Origin of the sequence: Actinophytocola sp. (genome assembly GCF_009379765.1) — a bacterium.
Taxonomy (GTDB): Bacteria; Actinomycetota; Actinomycetes; order Mycobacteriales; family Pseudonocardiaceae; genus Actinophytocola.
Genome location: NZ_WHTD01000078.1, coordinates 1 through 16,181 on the forward strand (window position 1 = coordinate 1; position 16,181 = coordinate 16,181).

Sequence of the window (16,181 nt, forward strand, 5' to 3'; positions counted from 1 at the left end):
GGGAGGTCGGCATGCGTGCGCTTGCGTGTCTCGTGGACCAGTCCAGTGGCGCGGTCCCGCAACAGCTTGGTGTTCTTGCTCATCCGATCCTGCGCGTTCCGTGCGGGTCGGCGCAGCCGCGCCAGCGACTGCGCTTCGTCCGGGCTCGGCGGCCTCGGCCGCTGACAGGGTCAAGGAAGTACTCGACGACTGCGCCCGCGGCCGCAGCTGCCTGGCGTTCATCGGGAATCTGCGGTTGCTGATCACGGGTTCCACCCCCTCGGTTGCTCGCGGTGGACGTCATGGATTCGGCCTTCCCCACCCCACCGAGGAAACCTTCGGGAGGTTCGTCGCGGTCAGGCGCCGTACACCGTCTTGCCGGCCTGCTATGGCGGTCGTACAACGGCCCTCACGAAACTCCTGAGACGAGGGAATCTGCATGTCTGCAGAACGTGGAGTCCGGATCGCTGTGACCGGCGGCGCGGTGCACGGCGACCTCGTCGTGCCGGACGGCGCGTCCGGCATCGTCCTCTTCGCTCACGGCAGCGGCAGCGGCCGCCATAGCCCCCGCAACGGTATGGTCGCGGCCAGCCTCAACCAGCGGCGCTTCGCCACGCTCCTGATGGACCTGCTGACCGCGGACGGCACGGTCCGCACGCTCACCCCGGACGGGCCCGAGGCGGACCTGTTCTGGGCGACGACCGGCGGCATGGGGCTCACCGGGATCGTGCTGCGCGCGACGTTGCACCTCAATCACGTGGAGACCGCGTACTTCCTCGTCGACACCGACCAGGTCGGCGACCTCGACGAGCTGATGGCCAGGCAGACCGCGGACGACGAGTCCTATGTGGAGTCAGTGTCCTGGTTCGACGCGGTGACCACCGGCCGCCACCTCGGCCGCGGCCTCCTCACCCGGGCCAACCACGCCACGATCGGCGACCTGCCGAAGAAACTGCGCAAGCAACCGCTCAAGTTCGACGCCCCGCAGCTGCTCACGGTGCCGGACGTCTTCCCGCCCGGCATGCTCAACCGCTTCACCGGCAAGATCTTCAGCGAGCTCTGGTACCGCAAGTCGCCGACCCGGCACGGCGTGGTGCAGAACATCACCCAGTTCCTGCACCCGCTGGACATGTTCGGCGAGTGGAACCGCGGCTACGGCCCGCACGGCTTCCTGCAGTACCAGTTCGTCGTGCCGTTCGGCGCCGAGCACGTCATCCACCGGACCGTCGAGCTGATGACCGAGGCGGGCCACGTGTCCGCGCTCAACGTGCTCAAGCGGTTCGGCGACGGCAACCCCGCGCCGCTCTCGTTCCCCATGCCTGGCTGGACGCTCTGCGTGGACCTGCCGGTCCGCAAGGGACTGCACGAGCTGTGCGAGGAGCTCGACGAGCTGGTCCTCGACGCGGGCGGCCGGCACTACCTCGCCAAGGAGTCGCGTGCCACGCCCGAGGTCATCGCGCGCGGCTACCCGCGCCTCGACGAGTGGCGCAAGGTCCGCGCCGCCGTCGACCCCCACAGTGTTTTCGCATCGGACATGTCGAGAAGGTTGTTCCTATGATTGACGCGGTCGGAAATCCCCAGTCGCTGCTGCTGCTCGGCGGTACATCGGAGATCGGCCTCGCCATCGCCGAGGCCTACGCGCGCCGCCGGCCGCTGCGAGTCGTGCTCGCCGCCCGCCCCTCCCCCCGCCTCGACGCCGCAGTCGAGGGGCTGCGCGCCGCCGGCGCCACGGTGTCCACAGTGGAGTTCGACGCGCTCGACACCGCGGGCCACCCGGCCGTGCTGGACAAGGCGTTCGCCGACGGCGACATCGACGTCACGGTGGTCGCGTTCGGGCTGCTGGGTGACGCGGAGCAGGCGTGGCAGGACCATGCACGAGCGGTCGAGCTCGCGCAGGTGAACTACACCGCGCCGGTGTCGGTGGGGGTCGCGCTGGCCGAGCGGCTGCGCCGGCAGGGCCACGGCCGGATCGTCGCGCTGTCCTCGGTGGCCGGCGAGCGGGTGCGCAGGGCCAACTTCGTCTACGGCTCGACCAAGGCCGGCATGGACGGCTTCTACCTGGGCCTCGGCGAGGCGATGCGCGGCGAGGGCATCTCGGTCACCGTCGTGCGGCCGGGCTTCGTGCACACGAAGATGACCGAGGGCATGAAGCCCGCGCCCCTGTCGGCCAAGCCGGAAGAGGTCGCCGCGGTGATCGTCGACGCCGTGGCGAAACGCAAGGACCTGGTGTGGGCGCCGGCGCCGCTGCGGGTGCTGATGTCGGTGCTCCGGCACATCCCGCGGGCGATCTTCCGACGCCTGCCGATCTGACCCCAAAACAGGCTCAAGCCCGAACCACGGGCAGTTCGAGGAGGTACCGGTGGCGGTCACCCCGGAGGAGTGGCTGGCGAGCTTCAACGCCAAGATCGACGACATCAAGGCGAAGACCGCCGAGTTCCAGGAGAACCTCGAGGCGTCGGGGGTCACCGAGACCTCCCCCGACGGCTCGGTCAGCGTCTCGGTCGCACCCAACGGATCGTTGACCGACCTGCGCATCGAGGAGTCCGCCTGGCGCGGCTCCGGCGGCGAGCTCGCCGGCAAGATCATGCAGCTCGCGCGCAAGGCCCAGCGGTCCGCCGCGGTCAACGTCGCCGAGGCGTTCGCCCCGCTCGGGGTCGACTCCGAGGCCATGCACATGGTCACCGGCTACATCCCGGAGCCGGAGGCAGCGGACGCCGAGGAGGAGACCGACTACGCCTTCAACGAGGAGCCGGAGGCCGCGGAGCAGCCCCCGCCGCGCCCGGCGACGGACTGGTCGCGAACGGAGCCGCCGCGGATCGAGCCGCCGCGGATGGAACCGCCACCGCGGCCGGCCCGTCCGCCTCGGAGGAAAGATCACGCCGAGGACGACGACTTCGGCGACGAGCAGATCTTCGGCCGCGACGACCGGTAGCGCACGAGCCGCCCGCTGGGGGGCTCGTGCCGTAGGAGGTAGCAGGCGTGACTACGGCGACATCCGGAGCGGGGATCGTCGACAGCTATGCGGGACTCGTCGACTCGATCACCAGCGACTCCGCGTCCGAGGGTGAGAAGGTCGTCGACGTCGCGCTGAGCGCGACCGGCGTGGTGATCGACACGATCGGCGCCGCCATCGACCCCTTCGGCGCGATCGTCAGCGCGGGCGTCGGCTGGCTGCTCGAGCACGTGTCGTTCCTTCGCGAGCCGCTGGACGCGCTGCTCGGCAACCCCGACGAGATCAACGCCAACGTCGACGCGCTGAAGTCGGCGGCCGCCGAGATGCGCACGATCGCCGAGGAGCACCGCCAGGACCTCGGCACGATCGCCGAGTGGACCGGTGAGGCGGCCGATGCCTACCACGGCAGCCTCACCCAGCTCGCCGAGGAGCTCGACTCGATGGGAATGACCCTCGACGGCACCGCGGCCGTCGTCGGCATCTCCGGCATGCTGGTCACGACGCTGCGCGGCATCGTTTTCGACATCATCGCCTCGCTGATCACCGAGCTGATCCGGTACGCGCTGATCGCGGCGGCCTCCGCGGCGGTCACCTTCGGCGGCTCGATCGCGGCGTTCTGCGGCGTCGCCGGCGCCCGCGCGGTGGCCACCGCCACCAGGATCAGCGGCAAGATCACCAAACTGCTGAGCGGCCTGGGCCGCCAGGCCGGCCGCCTCGGCGACCTGGCCCGCGCGATGCAGAACCTGGCCGACGGCCTCGACCGCTTCTCCACCGCCGGTGACCTGGCGTTCAGCGCCTACCAAGCGGCCAAGCCCTACGACACCCCGCCCGCTCAGGCATGACGGCCCGACCGGTCGACCAGGAGGTGTCATGACCCCGCGACGCAGGCATTCGAGCAGCGGCTCGTCCCACCACGGCGGCGACCCCGACCCCGACGCCGGCTCGCGCCACGGCTCGAACGGCGGCTCCGGCCCGGCCCGGTCCCCGGGCAGCGGCGACCCCGACGCGGGAGCCCGGAGCCCGGCGGGCGGCGGCCCCGGCGTCGAGATCAGCCCGGACAGCCTCGACGGCATGGCGGGGCGCCTCGGCAACACCGGCGGCCGGGTCGACGCGGTGGGCAGCACCCTCGACGGCGTCGACGTGGGACCGCAGAGCATGGGCCTCGTCGGCTCCGGGTTCACCGGTGCCGCGCAGAGCCACGTGCAAACCGCGCGCCAGCACGTCACCAAGACCCGGCAGGCCGTCCAGCAGGCGCAGGACGGCACCAGCGCCACGGCGCGGACCTACCGCGACACGGACACGAACAACGCCGAGAGCCTCGGCGACATCGACACCGACGGGAACACCCCGACGCCGCGGGGTGGCGAGTCGACCACGCCGAGCAGCGCCACCGACACCGGCGGGGGCGGCTCGTCGACCCCGCCACCCGCGCGCGGCGGCAACGACGGCCCGCCCCCGTCCGGCGGCGACGGCGGGAGCGGTGGCGGGGGCGGCGAGCCACCGGGGCCGGCCCGTTCCCCGGACGGCAGCGACGGCGGCTGGCGGGGCGACAACGGCCTGCAGCTCACCCCGGCCCAGAACGCCGCGGCGGACGACTTCCTGCGCCGGGCGCAGCAGGCGGAGCCGCGGATCACGAGCTCGATGCAGGACATCACGAGCAACGTGCCGGGCAGCCACATGGTCGGCCTCGACTACCGGTTGAAGACCGAGGACTCGTTCAAGCGCAAGCTCGCGACCGCGATCCGGGAGAACCCGGACCTGTCGATCTCCGAGCACCTCGCGGACATGAAGGACTCGGTCCGCTACACCATGCAGGTCGACCAGGACTACAGCGGCGGCGTGCAGCACGCGGTCGACACCCTGGTGGACCAGGGCTACGAGCCGGTGAAGTTCAAGAACTTCTGGGGCGGTGAGGGCTACCAGGGCATCAACAGCATGTGGCGCGACCCGCAGACCGGGCAGGTGTTCGAGGTGCAGTTCCACACCCAGGACAGCTTCGACGCCAAGATGACCACGCACGAGCTCTACGAGGAGGCACGGCTGCCCGACACCTCCCCGGCGGACCGGGACCGGCTGAACAGGCAGCAGGACGAGACGTTCAACAACGTGCCGAGACCTCCGGGCGCGGAGAACATCTCACCGAACAACCGAGGGCCGCGACGTGACTGACACACCGGTGACCTACTACGCGCTGCTGGCCGGCGGCCGCACCCCCGACAACCCGTCGGGCATGGTGCGGCGCACGCACACCACCCCGCCCACCGACGAGGTGTTCACCCGCGACCTGACCTGGCAGCCCACCGAGTACCTGGCGCGCTACCGGCTCGGCCACACCGACACCGACCACGTCGAGGTCGGCGAGCAGGAGGCGACCGCGATCCTCGACCGGTGGCGCGCCAAGTGGCCGATGCAGGACGCGCTCGACCCCGAGTGGCGGGACCGCTGACATCGCCGTCCATGGTGCGGGTCGAGGAAGGCGAGCTCGACTGGGACGACGACAACCTGCCGTCCAACTGTGGTGAGCCGTTCACCGGTGAGTGCGTCGAGACGACCGCCGACGGCCGCCTCCTGTCTCTGTCGACCTACGTCGACGGCGTCTGTCGGCACGGGCGACTTTCCTTACGTGCCCGGGCTGTTCGCGTTCCGTGAGAGCGCGGGGTCGAGGTGTACGAGCAGCGGATGGCGAAGCCGGCCGAGGGGCCGGTTTTCATGCACGCGCTGCTGCAACCGTTCCGGATGTCCTACTACCACCTCGAGGACGAGAGCGACCAGGACTGATCAGAGGAACGCGGACAGGGCGACACAGGCCACCCAGGACACGCCCAGGACCTGCAGGACCCGGTCGCGGAAGGCGATGTCCTCGGGCTCGCCCGCGTTGCCGCCGTCGACGTCGACCGCGTAGCGCAGGACGGCCACCACGAACGGGACGATCGAGATGACCGCCCACACCGAGTTGGTGCCGGTGCGCAGGCGGATCTCGAACGCCCACAACGCGTAGGCCATGATCATGATGGCGGCCGAGGTGGCCCACACGAAGCGCAGGTAGCTCGCCGAGTACTTGGACAGCGACGCGCGGATCTGCGCGCCGGTCCGCTCGTAGAGCACGATCTCCGCGAACCGCTTGCCGGCCACCATGAACAGCGACCCGAACGCCGTGACCAGCAGGAACCACTGGGACAGCGGCAGCCCCGCCGCCGCGCCACCGGCGATCGCGCGGAGCAGGAAGCCCGACGCCACGATGCACAGGTCGATCACCGGCTGGTGCTTGAGGCCCAGGCAGTACCCGAGCTGCAGGGCGGCGTAGACGCCGATGACCACGAGCAGCCGCCACGACGACACCAGCGACACCGCGAACGACGCCAGGAACAGTGCGGCCGAGATCGCGTAGGCCGCCCGGACCGGCACCACACCGGCCGCGATCGGCCGGTTGCGCTTGGTGGGGTGGGCCCGGTCGGCCTCGACGTCGATGGCGTCGTTGATCAGGTAGACGGCGGACGCGCCCAGGCAGAACGCCGCGAACGCGATGCCCGCGTCGACGACGACGTCCGTCCGGAACACCGGGTCGGCCGCGTACGCCGCGAACGGCGCCGCCAGCACCAGGACGTTCTTGACCCACTGCCGCGGGCGGGCCGTGCGGATGACACCCGCGACGACACCGGTCCGCGGGCGACCGGTGTCGCCTGTCGCGTCCACCGCGGCCTCCCCCGGGGCGCCCTCCGCCGTGCTGCTCACCGCGCTCGGCTCCGGCGTGACCGGTTGCGCAGGCCGCGCCGGACCAGCCCGCCGATGGCGGCACCGAGCGCCGAGCCCGCGATGACGTCGCTCGGGTAGTGCACGCCCAAGACCAGGCGCGACACCAGCATCGGCGGCACGAGCGCCGGCACCAGGTTGCGGCCGGTGAGCCCGGAGTAGATCACCGCGGCGGCCGTGGTCGAGGTCGCGTGCGAGGACGGGAAGGACAGCGAGCTGGGTGTCCCGACCAGTACCTCGACCGACTCGTCGATCGGCCGCTGCCGGCGCACGACCCGCTTGACCGCGATCGACGCGGCGTGCGCGGCGACCACCCCGGCGGCCCCGGTGAGCCAGTCGCGCCGGCGCCCGCGGTCGACCGCCGCGCCGACGAGCCCGAGGGCGAACCAGCCCGCGGAGTGCTCACCGAACAGCGACAGCCCCCGGGCCGCCCGCACGACCGGCTTCCTGCCGATCGTGCGCTGCACCCTCGCGAGGGCCGCGACCTCTACCGAGCGCTCCGGCTCGGGCGGCGGTGTGCCGCGCTCGACCACCCGCGGGCGCGCCGGCGACTCGGTGGCCGGTGACTCGGTGGCCGTCATCAGGCGTCCAGCGAGCCGTCGAGGGGCGCACCGTCGGTCAGGTGCGGGGCGACCTTGTTGTCGAACACCGACAGCGCGGAGCCGATCGCCATGTGCATGTCGAGGTACTTGTACGTGCCCAGCCGGCCGCCGAAGATCAGGTTGCACTCCGTGGCCTCGGCCTTGGCGAGCTCGCGGTAGCGCTCCAGCTTGACCCGGTCCTCCGGCGTGTTGATCGGGTAGTACGGCTCGTCGTCGTCTTTGGCGAAGCGGGAGAACTCGCGGAAGATGACCGTCTTGTCGGTCGGGTAGTGCTTGCGCTCCGGGTGGAAGTGCCGGAACTCGTGGATCCGGGTGAAGGGCACTTCCTCGTCGTTGTAGTTGACGACCGAGGTGCCCTGGAAGTCGCCGGTCGGCAGCACTTCCTGCTCGAAGTCGACGGTCCGCCAGGACAACCGGCCCTCGGAGTAGTCGAAGTAGCGGTCGAGCGGTCCGGTGTAGACGGTGGGCGTGCCGGCCGGGATCCGGTCCCGCACGTCGAAATAGTCGACACCCAGGCGGACCTCGATGTTCTCGTGCGCGGCCATCTTCTCCAGCCACGCGGTGTAGCCGTCGACGGGTAGGCCCTCATAGGTGTCGTTGAACCACTTGTTGGTGAAGTCGTAGCGGACCGGGAGCCGGGTGATGATGTCGGCGCCGAGCTCCTTCGGGTCGGTCTGCCACTGCTTGGCGGTGTACCCGCGGATGAACGCCTCGTAGAGCGGGCGGCCGATCAGCGAGATCGCCTTCTCCTCGAGGTTCTGCGCGTCCTTGGTGTCGATCTCGGCGGACTGGTCGGCGATCAGCGCGCGGGCCTCGTCCGGCGTGTGCGACCTGCCGAAGAACTGGTTGATCAGCGCCAGGTTCATCGGCAACGGGTAGACCTGGCCCTGGTACTTGCCGAACACCCGGTGCTGGTAGCCGGTGAACGCGGTGAACTGGTTGACGTAGTCCCAGACCCGCTTGTTCGACGTGTGGAACAGGTGCGCGCCGTAGCGGTGCACCTCGATGCCGGTCTCCGGCTCGGGCTCGGAGTAGGCGTTGCCGCCGATGTGCGGGCGGCGATCCAGCACCAACACCCGCTTGTCCAGCTGGGTGGCGATCCGCTCGGCGATGGTCAGCCCGAAGAACCCGGAGCCGACGATCACGAGGTCGTAGCCGGAGAAATTGCCTGGTTCATTTGCGGCAGCGCTCACGGGCGTCGAGGTTACCTGCGCCTCACCGGCGGTCGGTTACCCGGCCCGGACACGCTAGAACCCCCGCGCTGTACCCAGCACGGGGGTTCCGGCTCCCCTATACCCTTGATCCCTCCGGCTTGACGCCTCGCAAGAAGAGACGCCCACGCCCCCGGGCCGGTTCCGTGCCGTAGGTCACGTCCGCAGCCGGAACACCTCGAGCAGCGGCGCCTGGGACGTGCTGGTGAGGAGGTACTCGCCGGTGATCGCGACCGGCCGGTACGGCAGGTTCCTGGCGATGAGCCGCCCGCCGCGGTCGATGGCGACGTAGTGCTTGCTGTCGCCGGCGACGATGAGGCTGGGTCCGACCAGGTAGACGGCGTGCGAGGTGAAGTCGCCGTTCAGCGTCTCCACCTCGCGGTCCTCGACCCAGAACGCGTCGATGTCGAGGGAGCCCGAGCTCTCCAGCACCGAGCAGGCGATCAGCGTCCGGCCGTCCGTCGCGCAGTTGTCCTCGAGCGGCGCGGTGCCGAGCGCGGTCAGCCGCCGGCCCGTGCCCGCGTCCACCACCCACGTCGTGGGGATCTTCGGGCCGGCCGCGGGGAACCCCTCGACGAGCACCACGTCACCCGCGGTCAGCGTGACGCGGGCCGGGTCGAGGTCGGCCAGGGTCCACCTCGGCTCGCCGGTGGCCAGGTCCCAGGCGGCCACCGTGCCCTCGGTCGGCCTCCCGGTCCGCTGCTCGTTCCGGACGGTCTCGCCGACCACGACGTCGCCGGCGACCGCGTGCGGCCACAGCCCGGTCCGCGCCCAGTACGGCCGCCCGGCGGTGACGTCGAGGGCGACCACGCGCGCGGCGTCGACCACGACCAGCACGACCCGGTCGTCGGCGGTCTCCAGCTCGACCCGCGCACCGAGCTCCCGCCGCCACTGGACCGCGCCGTCGGCCGTGGACAGCCGCGCGACTCCCGCCCGCCCACCGGTCCGGTATGTGACGAGGACGCCGTCGCCGATGAGCAGGCCGGCGCCGTCGTAGGTCTCCGTGGCGCCGCGCAGCGCGGCTCCGGTCCGCACGGTCCAGCGCGGGTCGCCGGACTCGATGTCGACGAGCGTCAGCTCGCCGTTCAGGACCATCAGCACCGCGCCGTCCCGTACCGCGAGCCGCTCGGGGGCCGCCAGTGCGCCCAACCGGCTCCAGTCGGAGCTGTCCCCCAGCAGTGGCGCGGGCGCGGCCATCGCGGTAGGTGGGACGGTCGGTGGTGGCTCGGGCTTGTCCTCGGGCGGGTCGCCGGTGGCGACCACGACCACGGCCGCCGCGGCGACCAACACGAGCGCGCCGACCGCACGGACCATGGTGCTGTTCATCCCGCCCCCAGGCGATCAGCGATGCGGGAGGACCTCGGCGGCGACCTTCTCCAGGACGTTGAGCCGGCCGGCGTAGACGCCGTCGGGCCGCGGCCAGTGGCAGACCAGGTCGGTGAAGCCGAGCTCCTGCGCGCGGCCGAGCGCCTCGCGGAAGTACGCCACGCTGGACAGCGAGAACGTCGGGCCGGAGTCGACGGACAGGTAGCGGCGCACCTCGGCACGGTCGCGGCCGGCGGCGGCGAGCTTGTCGTCGAACGTCTTCGCGAGCTCACCGACACCGTGCCACCAGGCGTCGCCGGTGCCGTCGGGGGAGTCCTGGCGCCGGCCGGTGGTGACCCAGCCCTGGCCGAACCGGACGGCGAGGGCCATCGAGCGCGGGCCGTTGGCGGCGATCACGAACGGCAGCCGCGGGTGCTGGCGGCAACCGGGTGCGGAGCGGGCGTCGACCGAGGAGTAGTACTCGCCGCTGATCGTGGTGCGCTCGTTGGTGAGCAGCGAGTCGAGCTGCTCGACGAACTCGGCGAACCGGTCCACCCGCGGCTTCGGCTCGAGCGCCTCGCCGCCGAGCACCACATTGTCGTAGCCGGCGATGCCACCGGAGCCGACGCCGAGGATCACCCGGCCGCTGGACACGTCGTCGAGCGTGAGCAGGCTGCGGGCGAACGGGACCGGGTGCCGGAAGTTCGGCGAGGCGACCAGGGTGCCGAGCCCGATCCGGCGGGTGACCATGGCCGCCGCGGTCAGCGTGGGCACCGCGTCGAACCACGGGCCGTCGACGAGCGACCGCCAGCCGATGTGGTCGTAGGTCCAGGCGTGGTCGAAGCCGTAGGTCTCCGCCGCCCGCCACTTGGGCTCGGCCAGCAGCCAGCGGTACTCGGGAAGGATCACGATGCCGACGCGCACATTGTCCAACGCTAGCCGATCAGTGCGGCTGGTAGCCCTGTGGCGGCTGCTGCCCCGGGTACTGCTGCGGTGGGTACTGCTGCGGTGGGTACTGCTGCGGTGGGTACTGCTGCGGTGGGTACTGGCCCGGGTACTGCTGTGGGTACTGCTGCGGGTAACCGCCCTGGGCGAGCTTGCGCTGGTAGCCACGCATCGCGCGGCCCGTGTGCGGCAGCAGCACGAGCACGGTCGCCGCGGCCCACAGCAGGAAGGACACCAGGACCATCGCGATGAGCTCACCGCCGCCGTCGGCCAGCAGCTTGATGATCGCGTAGAGGTAGTAGACGGTGACCAGGCCGCCGACGAAGCCGAGGATCCAGCGCACGAAGTCGAGCCGGCTGAACAGGACCAGCGCGAAGACGAGCGTCGTGCAGGCCACCGACATGGTGACCGAGATGGCGAAGTCGAGGTTGCCCGTGACGTCCTCGGAGAACGCCGCGCCGACCAGCGCGACCAGCATGTCGACGTTGTCCGCGGAGCCGTCCCAGCCGATGATCGCGGTGATCAGGGCGAGCACGCCGCAGACCAGGAACAGGCCCGCGCAGACGTAGGCCAGCGCGTTGTTCGGTGGCCCGTAGCGCTGTGGCCCGTATCCGTAACCGCCCGGCTGCGGTCCGTACGGCTTGGGGTAGCCCGGTTGTGGTCCGTAACTCACGAACTGAACCGTAGTCGAAGTGCGCGATCGTCAGCAGGGAAGATGGGGCCGTGGACAGACCGAAGCTGGTTGCCTCAGACGTGGACGGGACGCTGCTGGACCCGCTGGAGCGGGTGACGTCGCGGACCGCGGGGGTGATCAGCCGGGTGGTCGCGGCGGGCGTGCCGTTCGTGCTCGTGAGCGGGCGGCCGCCGCGGTGGATCCCGCCGGTCGCGCGGGCGGCCGGGCTCACCGGCTACGCGGTGTGCTCCAACGGAGCCACCGTCTACGACATCGCGTCGGGCGAGGTCCTCTCGGTGCACGGGCTGGCGCCGGTGGTCCTCAACGACGTGGCGCGTGCCGTGCGCGGGGTGCTGCCGGACATCCGGGTGGCGACGGAGCGGACCTCGGTGGGGCCGTCCGAGCTGGCGCCGTTCGCCACCGAGCCGGGCTTCCGCAACCCGTGGGGCAACCCGAACGGGATGGACGGCGAGAACCCCGAGGTGCCGACCGCGGAGGTGCTCGGCCACACCGCGACGAAGCTGCTGATCAGGCATTCCGCGCTCACGAGCCGGGACCTGGCCGAGGCGGCGGCCTCGGTGCTCGACGGCGCGGGGCTCGAGATCACGTTCTCGACCAACCGCGGTCTGATCGAGATCTCCGCGGCCGGGGTCACGAAGGCGACCGGGCTCTCCGAGGTGTGCGACCGGCTCGACGTGCCGTCGTCGCGGGTGGTGGCGTTCGGGGACATGCCCAACGACGTGCACATGCTGCGCTGGGCCGGCCACGGGGTCGCGATGGCCAACGCGCACGACGAGGTCCTGGCGGCGGCCGACGAGGTCACCGCACCCAACTCCGAGGACGGCGTGGCGCAGGTCCTCGAGCGCTGGTTCTGAGCACGGGTTCTGCGCGCGTGCGTGCCATGCTGGGGCATGGCTGACCAGCGGACCCTCGTCGTCATTCGGCATGCCAAGTCGGACTGGGGCCAGGGCCTGCCCGACGACGAGCGGCCGCTCAACCCGCGGGGCCGCCGGGACGCGCCGGCCATCGGGAAGTGGCTCGTGGACAACACTGCCGGGATCGATCTCGTCCTGTGCTCCACCGCCGCTCGGGCGAGGCAGACCTGGCGGCTGGCTGAGGCGGCGCTCGAGCCGGCGCCCGCGGTGCGGCACGACGAGCGGGTCTACGCCGCCGGTCCGCAGGACCTCATGTCCGTACTGGACGAGCTGGCGGACGACATCGCCGCCGCGGCGCTCGTCGGTCACAACCCCGGCCTGTCGGAGCTCGTGGACGTGCTCACTGGTCGGGCGGTGGAGCTGAAGACATCGGCGATCGCGGTGGTGCGGTGGGATGGGACCTGGGCGGACGTGTGGGCCCGGCGTGCCGTGCTGATCACACACGCCACGCCCAGGGGGTAAGAACCCGGACTACTCGGGTTCCTTGACCGAACGCAGCGCGATGGGCGCTCCGGCCAGGTCCTCCTCGTTGCAGAGCAGCTTCACGTCGTAGTACGGGGAGCCCTCACTGTCGTCGTAGTCGAGGTGGATGGCGATCACATCGACGGGCTCACCCAGCCATTCCTGGGTCCTGCGCAGCCACGCTGCCGAGCGTTCCAGGGCGGTGGGGAGGTCGTCGTCGCGGAACTCGACCGGGCGGTAAGGGACGCCGTAGACCTGGTCCTCCTGGTGGGGGGGCTTGGGCAGGTCGACTGATACACCGGCGTCGTCGAGGTCGAGTGCGATGGATCGGGGCTGTTCACTAGCGAGCTCGCTCACCTTACGAGCGTCTCCCAGCACGTGACCGGCCGCAACCCTTCTAGTGCGCCGAGTGTGCTCCATGTGGTTGACTGTGCCCTGGTCGTGATTTCTTGAGTTCGTGTTACACACGCTCGCAAGACACGTTGCGGGCGCGCGGGTTAGCTCCAGGTTGAGTCGCCGTCTGGAACCGACCAGGGTTGTCGCAACCGCGGCGGCTTGTGATTAGTTGTTTTGGAGAACGTAGTGGCACAGGGAACTGTGAAGTGGTTCAACTCCGAGAAGGGCTTCGGCTTCATCGCGCCGGACGACGGCAGCGCCGATGTCTTCGTCCACTACTCGGAGATTCAGGGCAACGGCTTCCGTAGCCTGGACGAGAACCAGCGGGTGGAGTTCGAAATCGGTCAGGGCCAGAAGGGCCCGCAGGCCACGGGCGTCCGCGCGGTCTGATCTTCCCAGCGCAACACTGAGGGCCACCCGGGTCGCCGACCCTGGTGGCCCTCGGCGCTTGTAAGGGGATCAGCTCTCGAAGTACTTACGCCAGGCCTCGACCGACGTGAGCTCGGGCAGCGCGGCCTTGTACTGCTCGACGAGCTTGGGCCACTCCGCGGAGAGCCGCTTGTAGTTCTGCGCGGACCGCACGGCGAGCTCGCGGAACAGCTTGGGGTCCCGCCTGCGGAACGCCACCCCGCTGCCGTCCGCGTTGGACACGGTCGCGCTGTCGAGGTTGCCGAGCAGGAACCAGCGTGCGCCGTGCGCCGGAACGTTCACCTGGGGCCGCTCGCCGGCCGACTGCTCCGGCGCGCGCAGGTTGTGCATCACGGCCTTGCCCGCCCGCAGCGCGATCTTGGCCGTGCTCTCCGGCGGACGCAGCATCTGCTCGGCCTTGGCCATGTCGAACGTGGGCGGCGGGTAGTCCCCGGCCGAGGGCTCGAACTGCGCGTCGGTGTACTGCCTGCGGATCCGCTGAACCTCCGGCAGGCCGGTGGCCAGCATGTCGAACAGCGGTCCGGGCCGGCCATGAAGTCCTCGAGCGCCTTCATCTCCAGCGCGACCGTCGAGTACTCCATCGACAGCAGCCGCCGCGCGGTCGTCCGCGCGCCCTGCATGAGCAGCATCTTCCGCATGTCGTGCGGGCTGTGCAGCGCGGCCATGATCAGCCGGTTGCGCAGGTGGAAGTAGACGGTCCAGTCCTTCGTGTCGCTCTTGTCCGTCCACGGCTCGTGCCAGACCGCCGAACCTGGCAGCGTCACGGTCGGGACGCCCTTGGCGAGGGCGCGCAGCGAGTACTCCGCGTCGTCGCACTTGATGAACAGCGGCAACGGCAGGCCGTTGCGCTCCACCACCTCGCGCGGGAACAGGCACATCCACCAGCCGTTGTAGGTGGAGTCGATGCGCCGGTGCAGCGCGCGGGTCTCGCGCAGCGAATGCTGGCCGAAGTCGTGGTCGGTGACCGCGCCCGGCGCCCGCGTCCACACGAACGAGGCCATGTCGACGATCTCGCCCATCGTGTGCAGCCGGGACCTGGCCTGCAGGTTCAGCATCTGGCTGCCCACGATGACGGGCTTCTTCGCGGCCCTGGCGAACGCGTTGGACCGCAGGATCGAGTCCGGCTCCAGCGCGATGTCGTCGTCGAGCAGCAGGATCTGGTCGACGAAACCGGGCTTGGTGTGGTCGACCGACTCGTACAGCGCGCGGGTGAAGCCACCGGAACCGCCGAGGTTGCCCTGCTCGATGACCTCGAGGCGCTCGCCGAGCACCTCGCGCGCCTCGGCGAACCGCTCGTGCTCACGGATCTTGCGGGTGCCCTGGTCGGCGACGAACACCTTGCTGATGACGTCGAGGACCGCGGGGTCCGCACCGAGCGCGAGGAGGGACGTCACGCAGTCGTCGAGCCGGTTGAACGTGGTGATGCCGACCGCGACCTTCTGCACCGGCAGCGGCTCGTCGGCGAGCCACGCCGCCTCCTTGACCTCCAGCGTGTGGTTCTCGGTGAACACGTCGAACCACAGCCAGCCGCCGTCCTCGAACGGGGCCAGGGCCAGCCGGAACTCCAGTGTCCGCCAGTCCTCCTCGGCGTGCACGAGCTCGCCGGTGTGGTGCGCGATGTCGCCGTTGGGCTTGGACCGGTACACCTCGACCCGGCCGGCGCCGCGGACGTTCAGCCGCAGGGTGACGTGCTGGATGCGGGTCCAGCGCTTCCAGTAGCTCGCCGGGAACGCGTTGAAGTACGACGCGAACGACACCCGTGCGGACGCCGGCACCACCACGTCACGCCGCGAGGCGACCTGGCTGTGCGCGCCGTCCGGCTCGTCCAGGTAGAGCGGGCGGACGTCCAGCGGGTCGGTGTCCCTGGGCAGGATGACCCGCTGCAGCACGCGGTTCGCATCTGGCTCGGACACTTCAGCTCCTCTGGGATGGGCCTACGGCTGCCGGTCTGCGACCAGCACGAACTCGTTGTACTTGAAGAACTTGCCGGCGAACCGCGGGAAGGGGAACGACAGCGGCTCGATCTTCGTGAAGCCGAGCCGGCGGGCCACGTCGGTGAGCGCGTCGAAGTCGGTGAACTCGACGTGCGTGCTGTCGCTGCGGTAGCCGAGCTCCTGCGGGCAGATCAGCACGAGACGCGCGTCGGGCGCGAGGTGGTCCAGGTAGCCGGAGAGGATCTCGACCGCCTCGGCCCGCGGCATGTGCTCCACGAGGTGCGCGGCCAGCATGCCGGTGAACCGGCCGGGCTCGGCGTACCCGCTCTCGGCGAACTCGTCCACGGTGAACGCGGTGAGCCCGCGCCGGCGGCATTCCGCGATGGAGTGCTCGTTGTGGTCGACCCCGACCCCGTGCGGCGCGAGGTGCGCCAGGCAGCGGCCGATGCCGCAGCCGACCTCCAGCACCTCGCGGTCGCCGAAGAGGCGGCGCAGGTTCCACCGGTACGGCGCTTGCACGTCGAGGACCCGCTTCCACAGCGGCTGCTCGAGGCGCTTGAGCCGCTCGGTGTACTCCTCTCCACCGGTCGAATCAAGGGAAGCCATG

Annotated in this window: 18 protein-coding genes and 1 pseudogene; 10 read left to right on the forward strand and 9 right to left on the reverse strand. The window is 70.7% G+C overall.

Annotation, left to right across the window (positions count from 1 at the left end):
* Nucleotides 1–418: 418 nt before the first annotated feature.
* The 7 genes from GEV28_RS22950 to GEV28_RS22980 are packed head-to-tail and all read left to right on the forward strand — an operon-like array spanning nt 419 to nt 5,581.
* Nucleotides 419–1,537 carry a D-arabinono-1,4-lactone oxidase gene (locus GEV28_RS22950; protein ID WP_291414183.1) on the forward strand — a complete coding sequence of 373 codons (1,119 nt, stop codon included), beginning with the start codon at nt 419–421 and terminating at the stop codon, nt 1,535–1,537.
* On the forward strand, nt 1,534–2,289 hold the full coding sequence (locus GEV28_RS22955; protein WP_291414184.1) for a decaprenylphospho-beta-D-erythro-pentofuranosid-2-ulose 2-reductase: 756 nt from the start codon (nt 1,534–1,536) through the stop codon (nt 2,287–2,289). Before GEV28_RS22950 ends, GEV28_RS22955 begins: the two co-directional genes overlap by 4 nt.
* A 49-nt stretch (nt 2,290–2,338) precedes the next feature.
* Nucleotides 2,339–2,911 (forward strand): YbaB/EbfC family nucleoid-associated protein, encoded by a 573-nt coding sequence (locus GEV28_RS22960; RefSeq protein WP_291414185.1) that lies wholly within the window; start codon nt 2,339–2,341, stop codon nt 2,909–2,911.
* 47 nt (nt 2,912–2,958) lie between these two features.
* Nucleotides 2,959–3,774 (forward strand): WXG100 family type VII secretion target, encoded by an 816-nt coding sequence (locus GEV28_RS22965; protein WP_291414186.1) that lies wholly within the window; start codon nt 2,959–2,961, stop codon nt 3,772–3,774.
* A gap of 28 nt (nt 3,775–3,802) precedes the next feature.
* Nucleotides 3,803–5,101 (forward strand): WXG100 family type VII secretion target, encoded by a 1,299-nt coding sequence (locus tag GEV28_RS22970; protein WP_291414187.1) that lies wholly within the window; start codon nt 3,803–3,805, stop codon nt 5,099–5,101.
* Nucleotides 5,094–5,378, forward strand: coding sequence for a hypothetical protein (locus GEV28_RS22975; protein WP_291414188.1), 285 nt, complete (start codon nt 5,094–5,096; stop codon nt 5,376–5,378). Before GEV28_RS22970 ends, GEV28_RS22975 begins: the two co-directional genes overlap by 8 nt.
* A gap of 11 nt (nt 5,379–5,389) precedes the next feature.
* Nucleotides 5,390–5,581, forward strand: coding sequence for a hypothetical protein (locus GEV28_RS22980; RefSeq protein ID WP_291414189.1), 192 nt, complete (start codon nt 5,390–5,392; stop codon nt 5,579–5,581).
* A 129-nt stretch (nt 5,582–5,710) separates the two neighbouring features.
* Here GEV28_RS22980 and GEV28_RS22985 read toward each other — a convergent pair whose 3' ends face one another.
* The 6 genes from GEV28_RS22985 to GEV28_RS23010 all read right to left on the reverse strand — a co-directional run bounded on the left by GEV28_RS22985 (nt 5,711) and on the right by GEV28_RS23010 (nt 11,418).
* Nucleotides 5,711–6,625: a decaprenyl-phosphate phosphoribosyltransferase gene (locus tag GEV28_RS22985; protein ID WP_291414221.1), complete on the reverse strand. Its 915-nt coding sequence runs from the start codon at nt 6,623–6,625 to the stop codon at nt 5,711–5,713.
* 35 nt (nt 6,626–6,660) lie between these two features.
* Complete coding sequence (locus GEV28_RS22990; protein WP_291414190.1) at nt 6,661–7,263, reverse strand: phosphatase PAP2 family protein; 603 nt, start codon at nt 7,261–7,263, stop codon at nt 6,661–6,663.
* On the reverse strand, nt 7,263–8,477 hold the full coding sequence (glf, locus tag GEV28_RS22995; protein WP_291414191.1) for a UDP-galactopyranose mutase: 1,215 nt from the start codon (nt 8,475–8,477) through the stop codon (nt 7,263–7,265). Before glf ends, GEV28_RS22990 begins: the two co-directional genes overlap by 1 nt.
* Nucleotides 8,478–8,651: 174 nt before the next feature.
* Nucleotides 8,652–9,821 (reverse strand): PQQ-binding-like beta-propeller repeat protein, encoded by a 1,170-nt coding sequence (locus GEV28_RS23000; protein ID WP_291414192.1) that lies wholly within the window; start codon nt 9,819–9,821, stop codon nt 8,652–8,654.
* 15 nt (nt 9,822–9,836) lie between these two features.
* Entirely contained in the window at nt 9,837–10,724 is an 888-nt protein-coding gene (locus GEV28_RS23005; RefSeq protein ID WP_291414193.1) for an LLM class flavin-dependent oxidoreductase, read from the reverse strand.
* Nucleotides 10,725–10,743: 19 nt separating this feature from the next.
* Nucleotides 10,744–11,418, reverse strand: coding sequence for a hypothetical protein (locus GEV28_RS23010; RefSeq protein WP_291414194.1), 675 nt, complete (start codon nt 11,416–11,418; stop codon nt 10,744–10,746).
* Nucleotides 11,419–11,468: 50 nt separating this feature from the next.
* On the opposite strand from GEV28_RS23010, the gene GEV28_RS23015 reads away from it, so the two are divergent.
* Both GEV28_RS23015 and GEV28_RS23020 read left to right on the forward strand, forming a co-directional pair.
* Entirely contained in the window at nt 11,469–12,293 is an 825-nt protein-coding gene (locus tag GEV28_RS23015) for an HAD family hydrolase (protein WP_291414195.1), read from the forward strand.
* Between the two features lie 36 nt (nt 12,294–12,329).
* A complete protein-coding gene (locus GEV28_RS23020; protein ID WP_291414196.1) occupies nt 12,330–12,815 on the forward strand; it encodes a histidine phosphatase family protein in 486 nt (161 codons plus the stop codon).
* A gap of 9 nt (nt 12,816–12,824) precedes the next feature.
* On the opposite strand, the gene GEV28_RS23025 is transcribed toward GEV28_RS23020, so the two are convergent.
* Nucleotides 12,825–13,172, reverse strand: a complete 348-nt coding sequence (locus GEV28_RS23025) for a hypothetical protein (RefSeq protein ID WP_291414197.1) — start codon at nt 13,170–13,172, stop codon at nt 12,825–12,827.
* A 225-nt stretch (nt 13,173–13,397) separates the two neighbouring features.
* Between GEV28_RS23025 and GEV28_RS23030 the strand changes: the two genes are divergently transcribed.
* The gene (locus GEV28_RS23030) at nt 13,398–13,601 is read left to right on the forward strand and encodes a cold-shock protein (RefSeq protein ID WP_075126052.1); all 204 of its coding nucleotides are present in this window, start codon (nt 13,398–13,400) and stop codon (nt 13,599–13,601) included.
* Between the two features lie 69 nt (nt 13,602–13,670).
* Here GEV28_RS23030 and GEV28_RS42485 read toward each other — a convergent pair.
* A pseudogene (locus GEV28_RS42485) lies at nt 13,671–15,553 on the reverse strand (glycosyltransferase).
* A gap of 21 nt (nt 15,554–15,574) precedes the next feature.
* Nucleotides 15,575–16,180 carry a methyltransferase domain-containing protein gene (locus GEV28_RS23045; RefSeq protein WP_291414199.1) on the reverse strand — a complete coding sequence of 202 codons (606 nt, stop codon included), beginning with the start codon at nt 16,178–16,180 and terminating at the stop codon, nt 15,575–15,577.
* Nucleotide 16,181: the final 1 nt, after the last annotated feature.

Excerpts from the sequence above, each read along its gene's own strand:
- GEV28_RS22950 (WP_291414183.1), top strand. The coding sequence starts at position 419 with ATGTCTGCAGAACGTGGAGTCCGGATCGCTGTGACCGGCGGCGCGGTG.
- GEV28_RS22955 (WP_291414184.1), top strand. The coding sequence starts at position 1,534 with ATGATTGACGCGGTCGGAAATCCCCAGTCGCTGCTGCTGCTCGGCGGT.
- GEV28_RS22970 (WP_291414187.1), top strand. The coding sequence starts at position 3,803 with ATGACCCCGCGACGCAGGCATTCGAGCAGCGGCTCGTCCCACCACGGC.
- GEV28_RS22980 (WP_291414189.1), top strand. The coding sequence starts at position 5,390 with ATGGTGCGGGTCGAGGAAGGCGAGCTCGACTGGGACGACGACAACCTG.
- GEV28_RS22990 (WP_291414190.1), bottom strand. The coding sequence starts at position 7,263 with ATGACGGCCACCGAGTCACCGGCCACCGAGTCGCCGGCGCGCCCGCGG.
- GEV28_RS23000 (WP_291414192.1), bottom strand. The coding sequence starts at position 9,821 with ATGAACAGCACCATGGTCCGTGCGGTCGGCGCGCTCGTGTTGGTCGCC.
- GEV28_RS23020 (WP_291414196.1), top strand. The coding sequence starts at position 12,330 with ATGGCTGACCAGCGGACCCTCGTCGTCATTCGGCATGCCAAGTCGGAC.
- GEV28_RS23045 (WP_291414199.1), bottom strand. The coding sequence starts at position 16,180 with ATGGCTTCCCTTGATTCGACCGGTGGAGAGGAGTACACCGAGCGGCTC.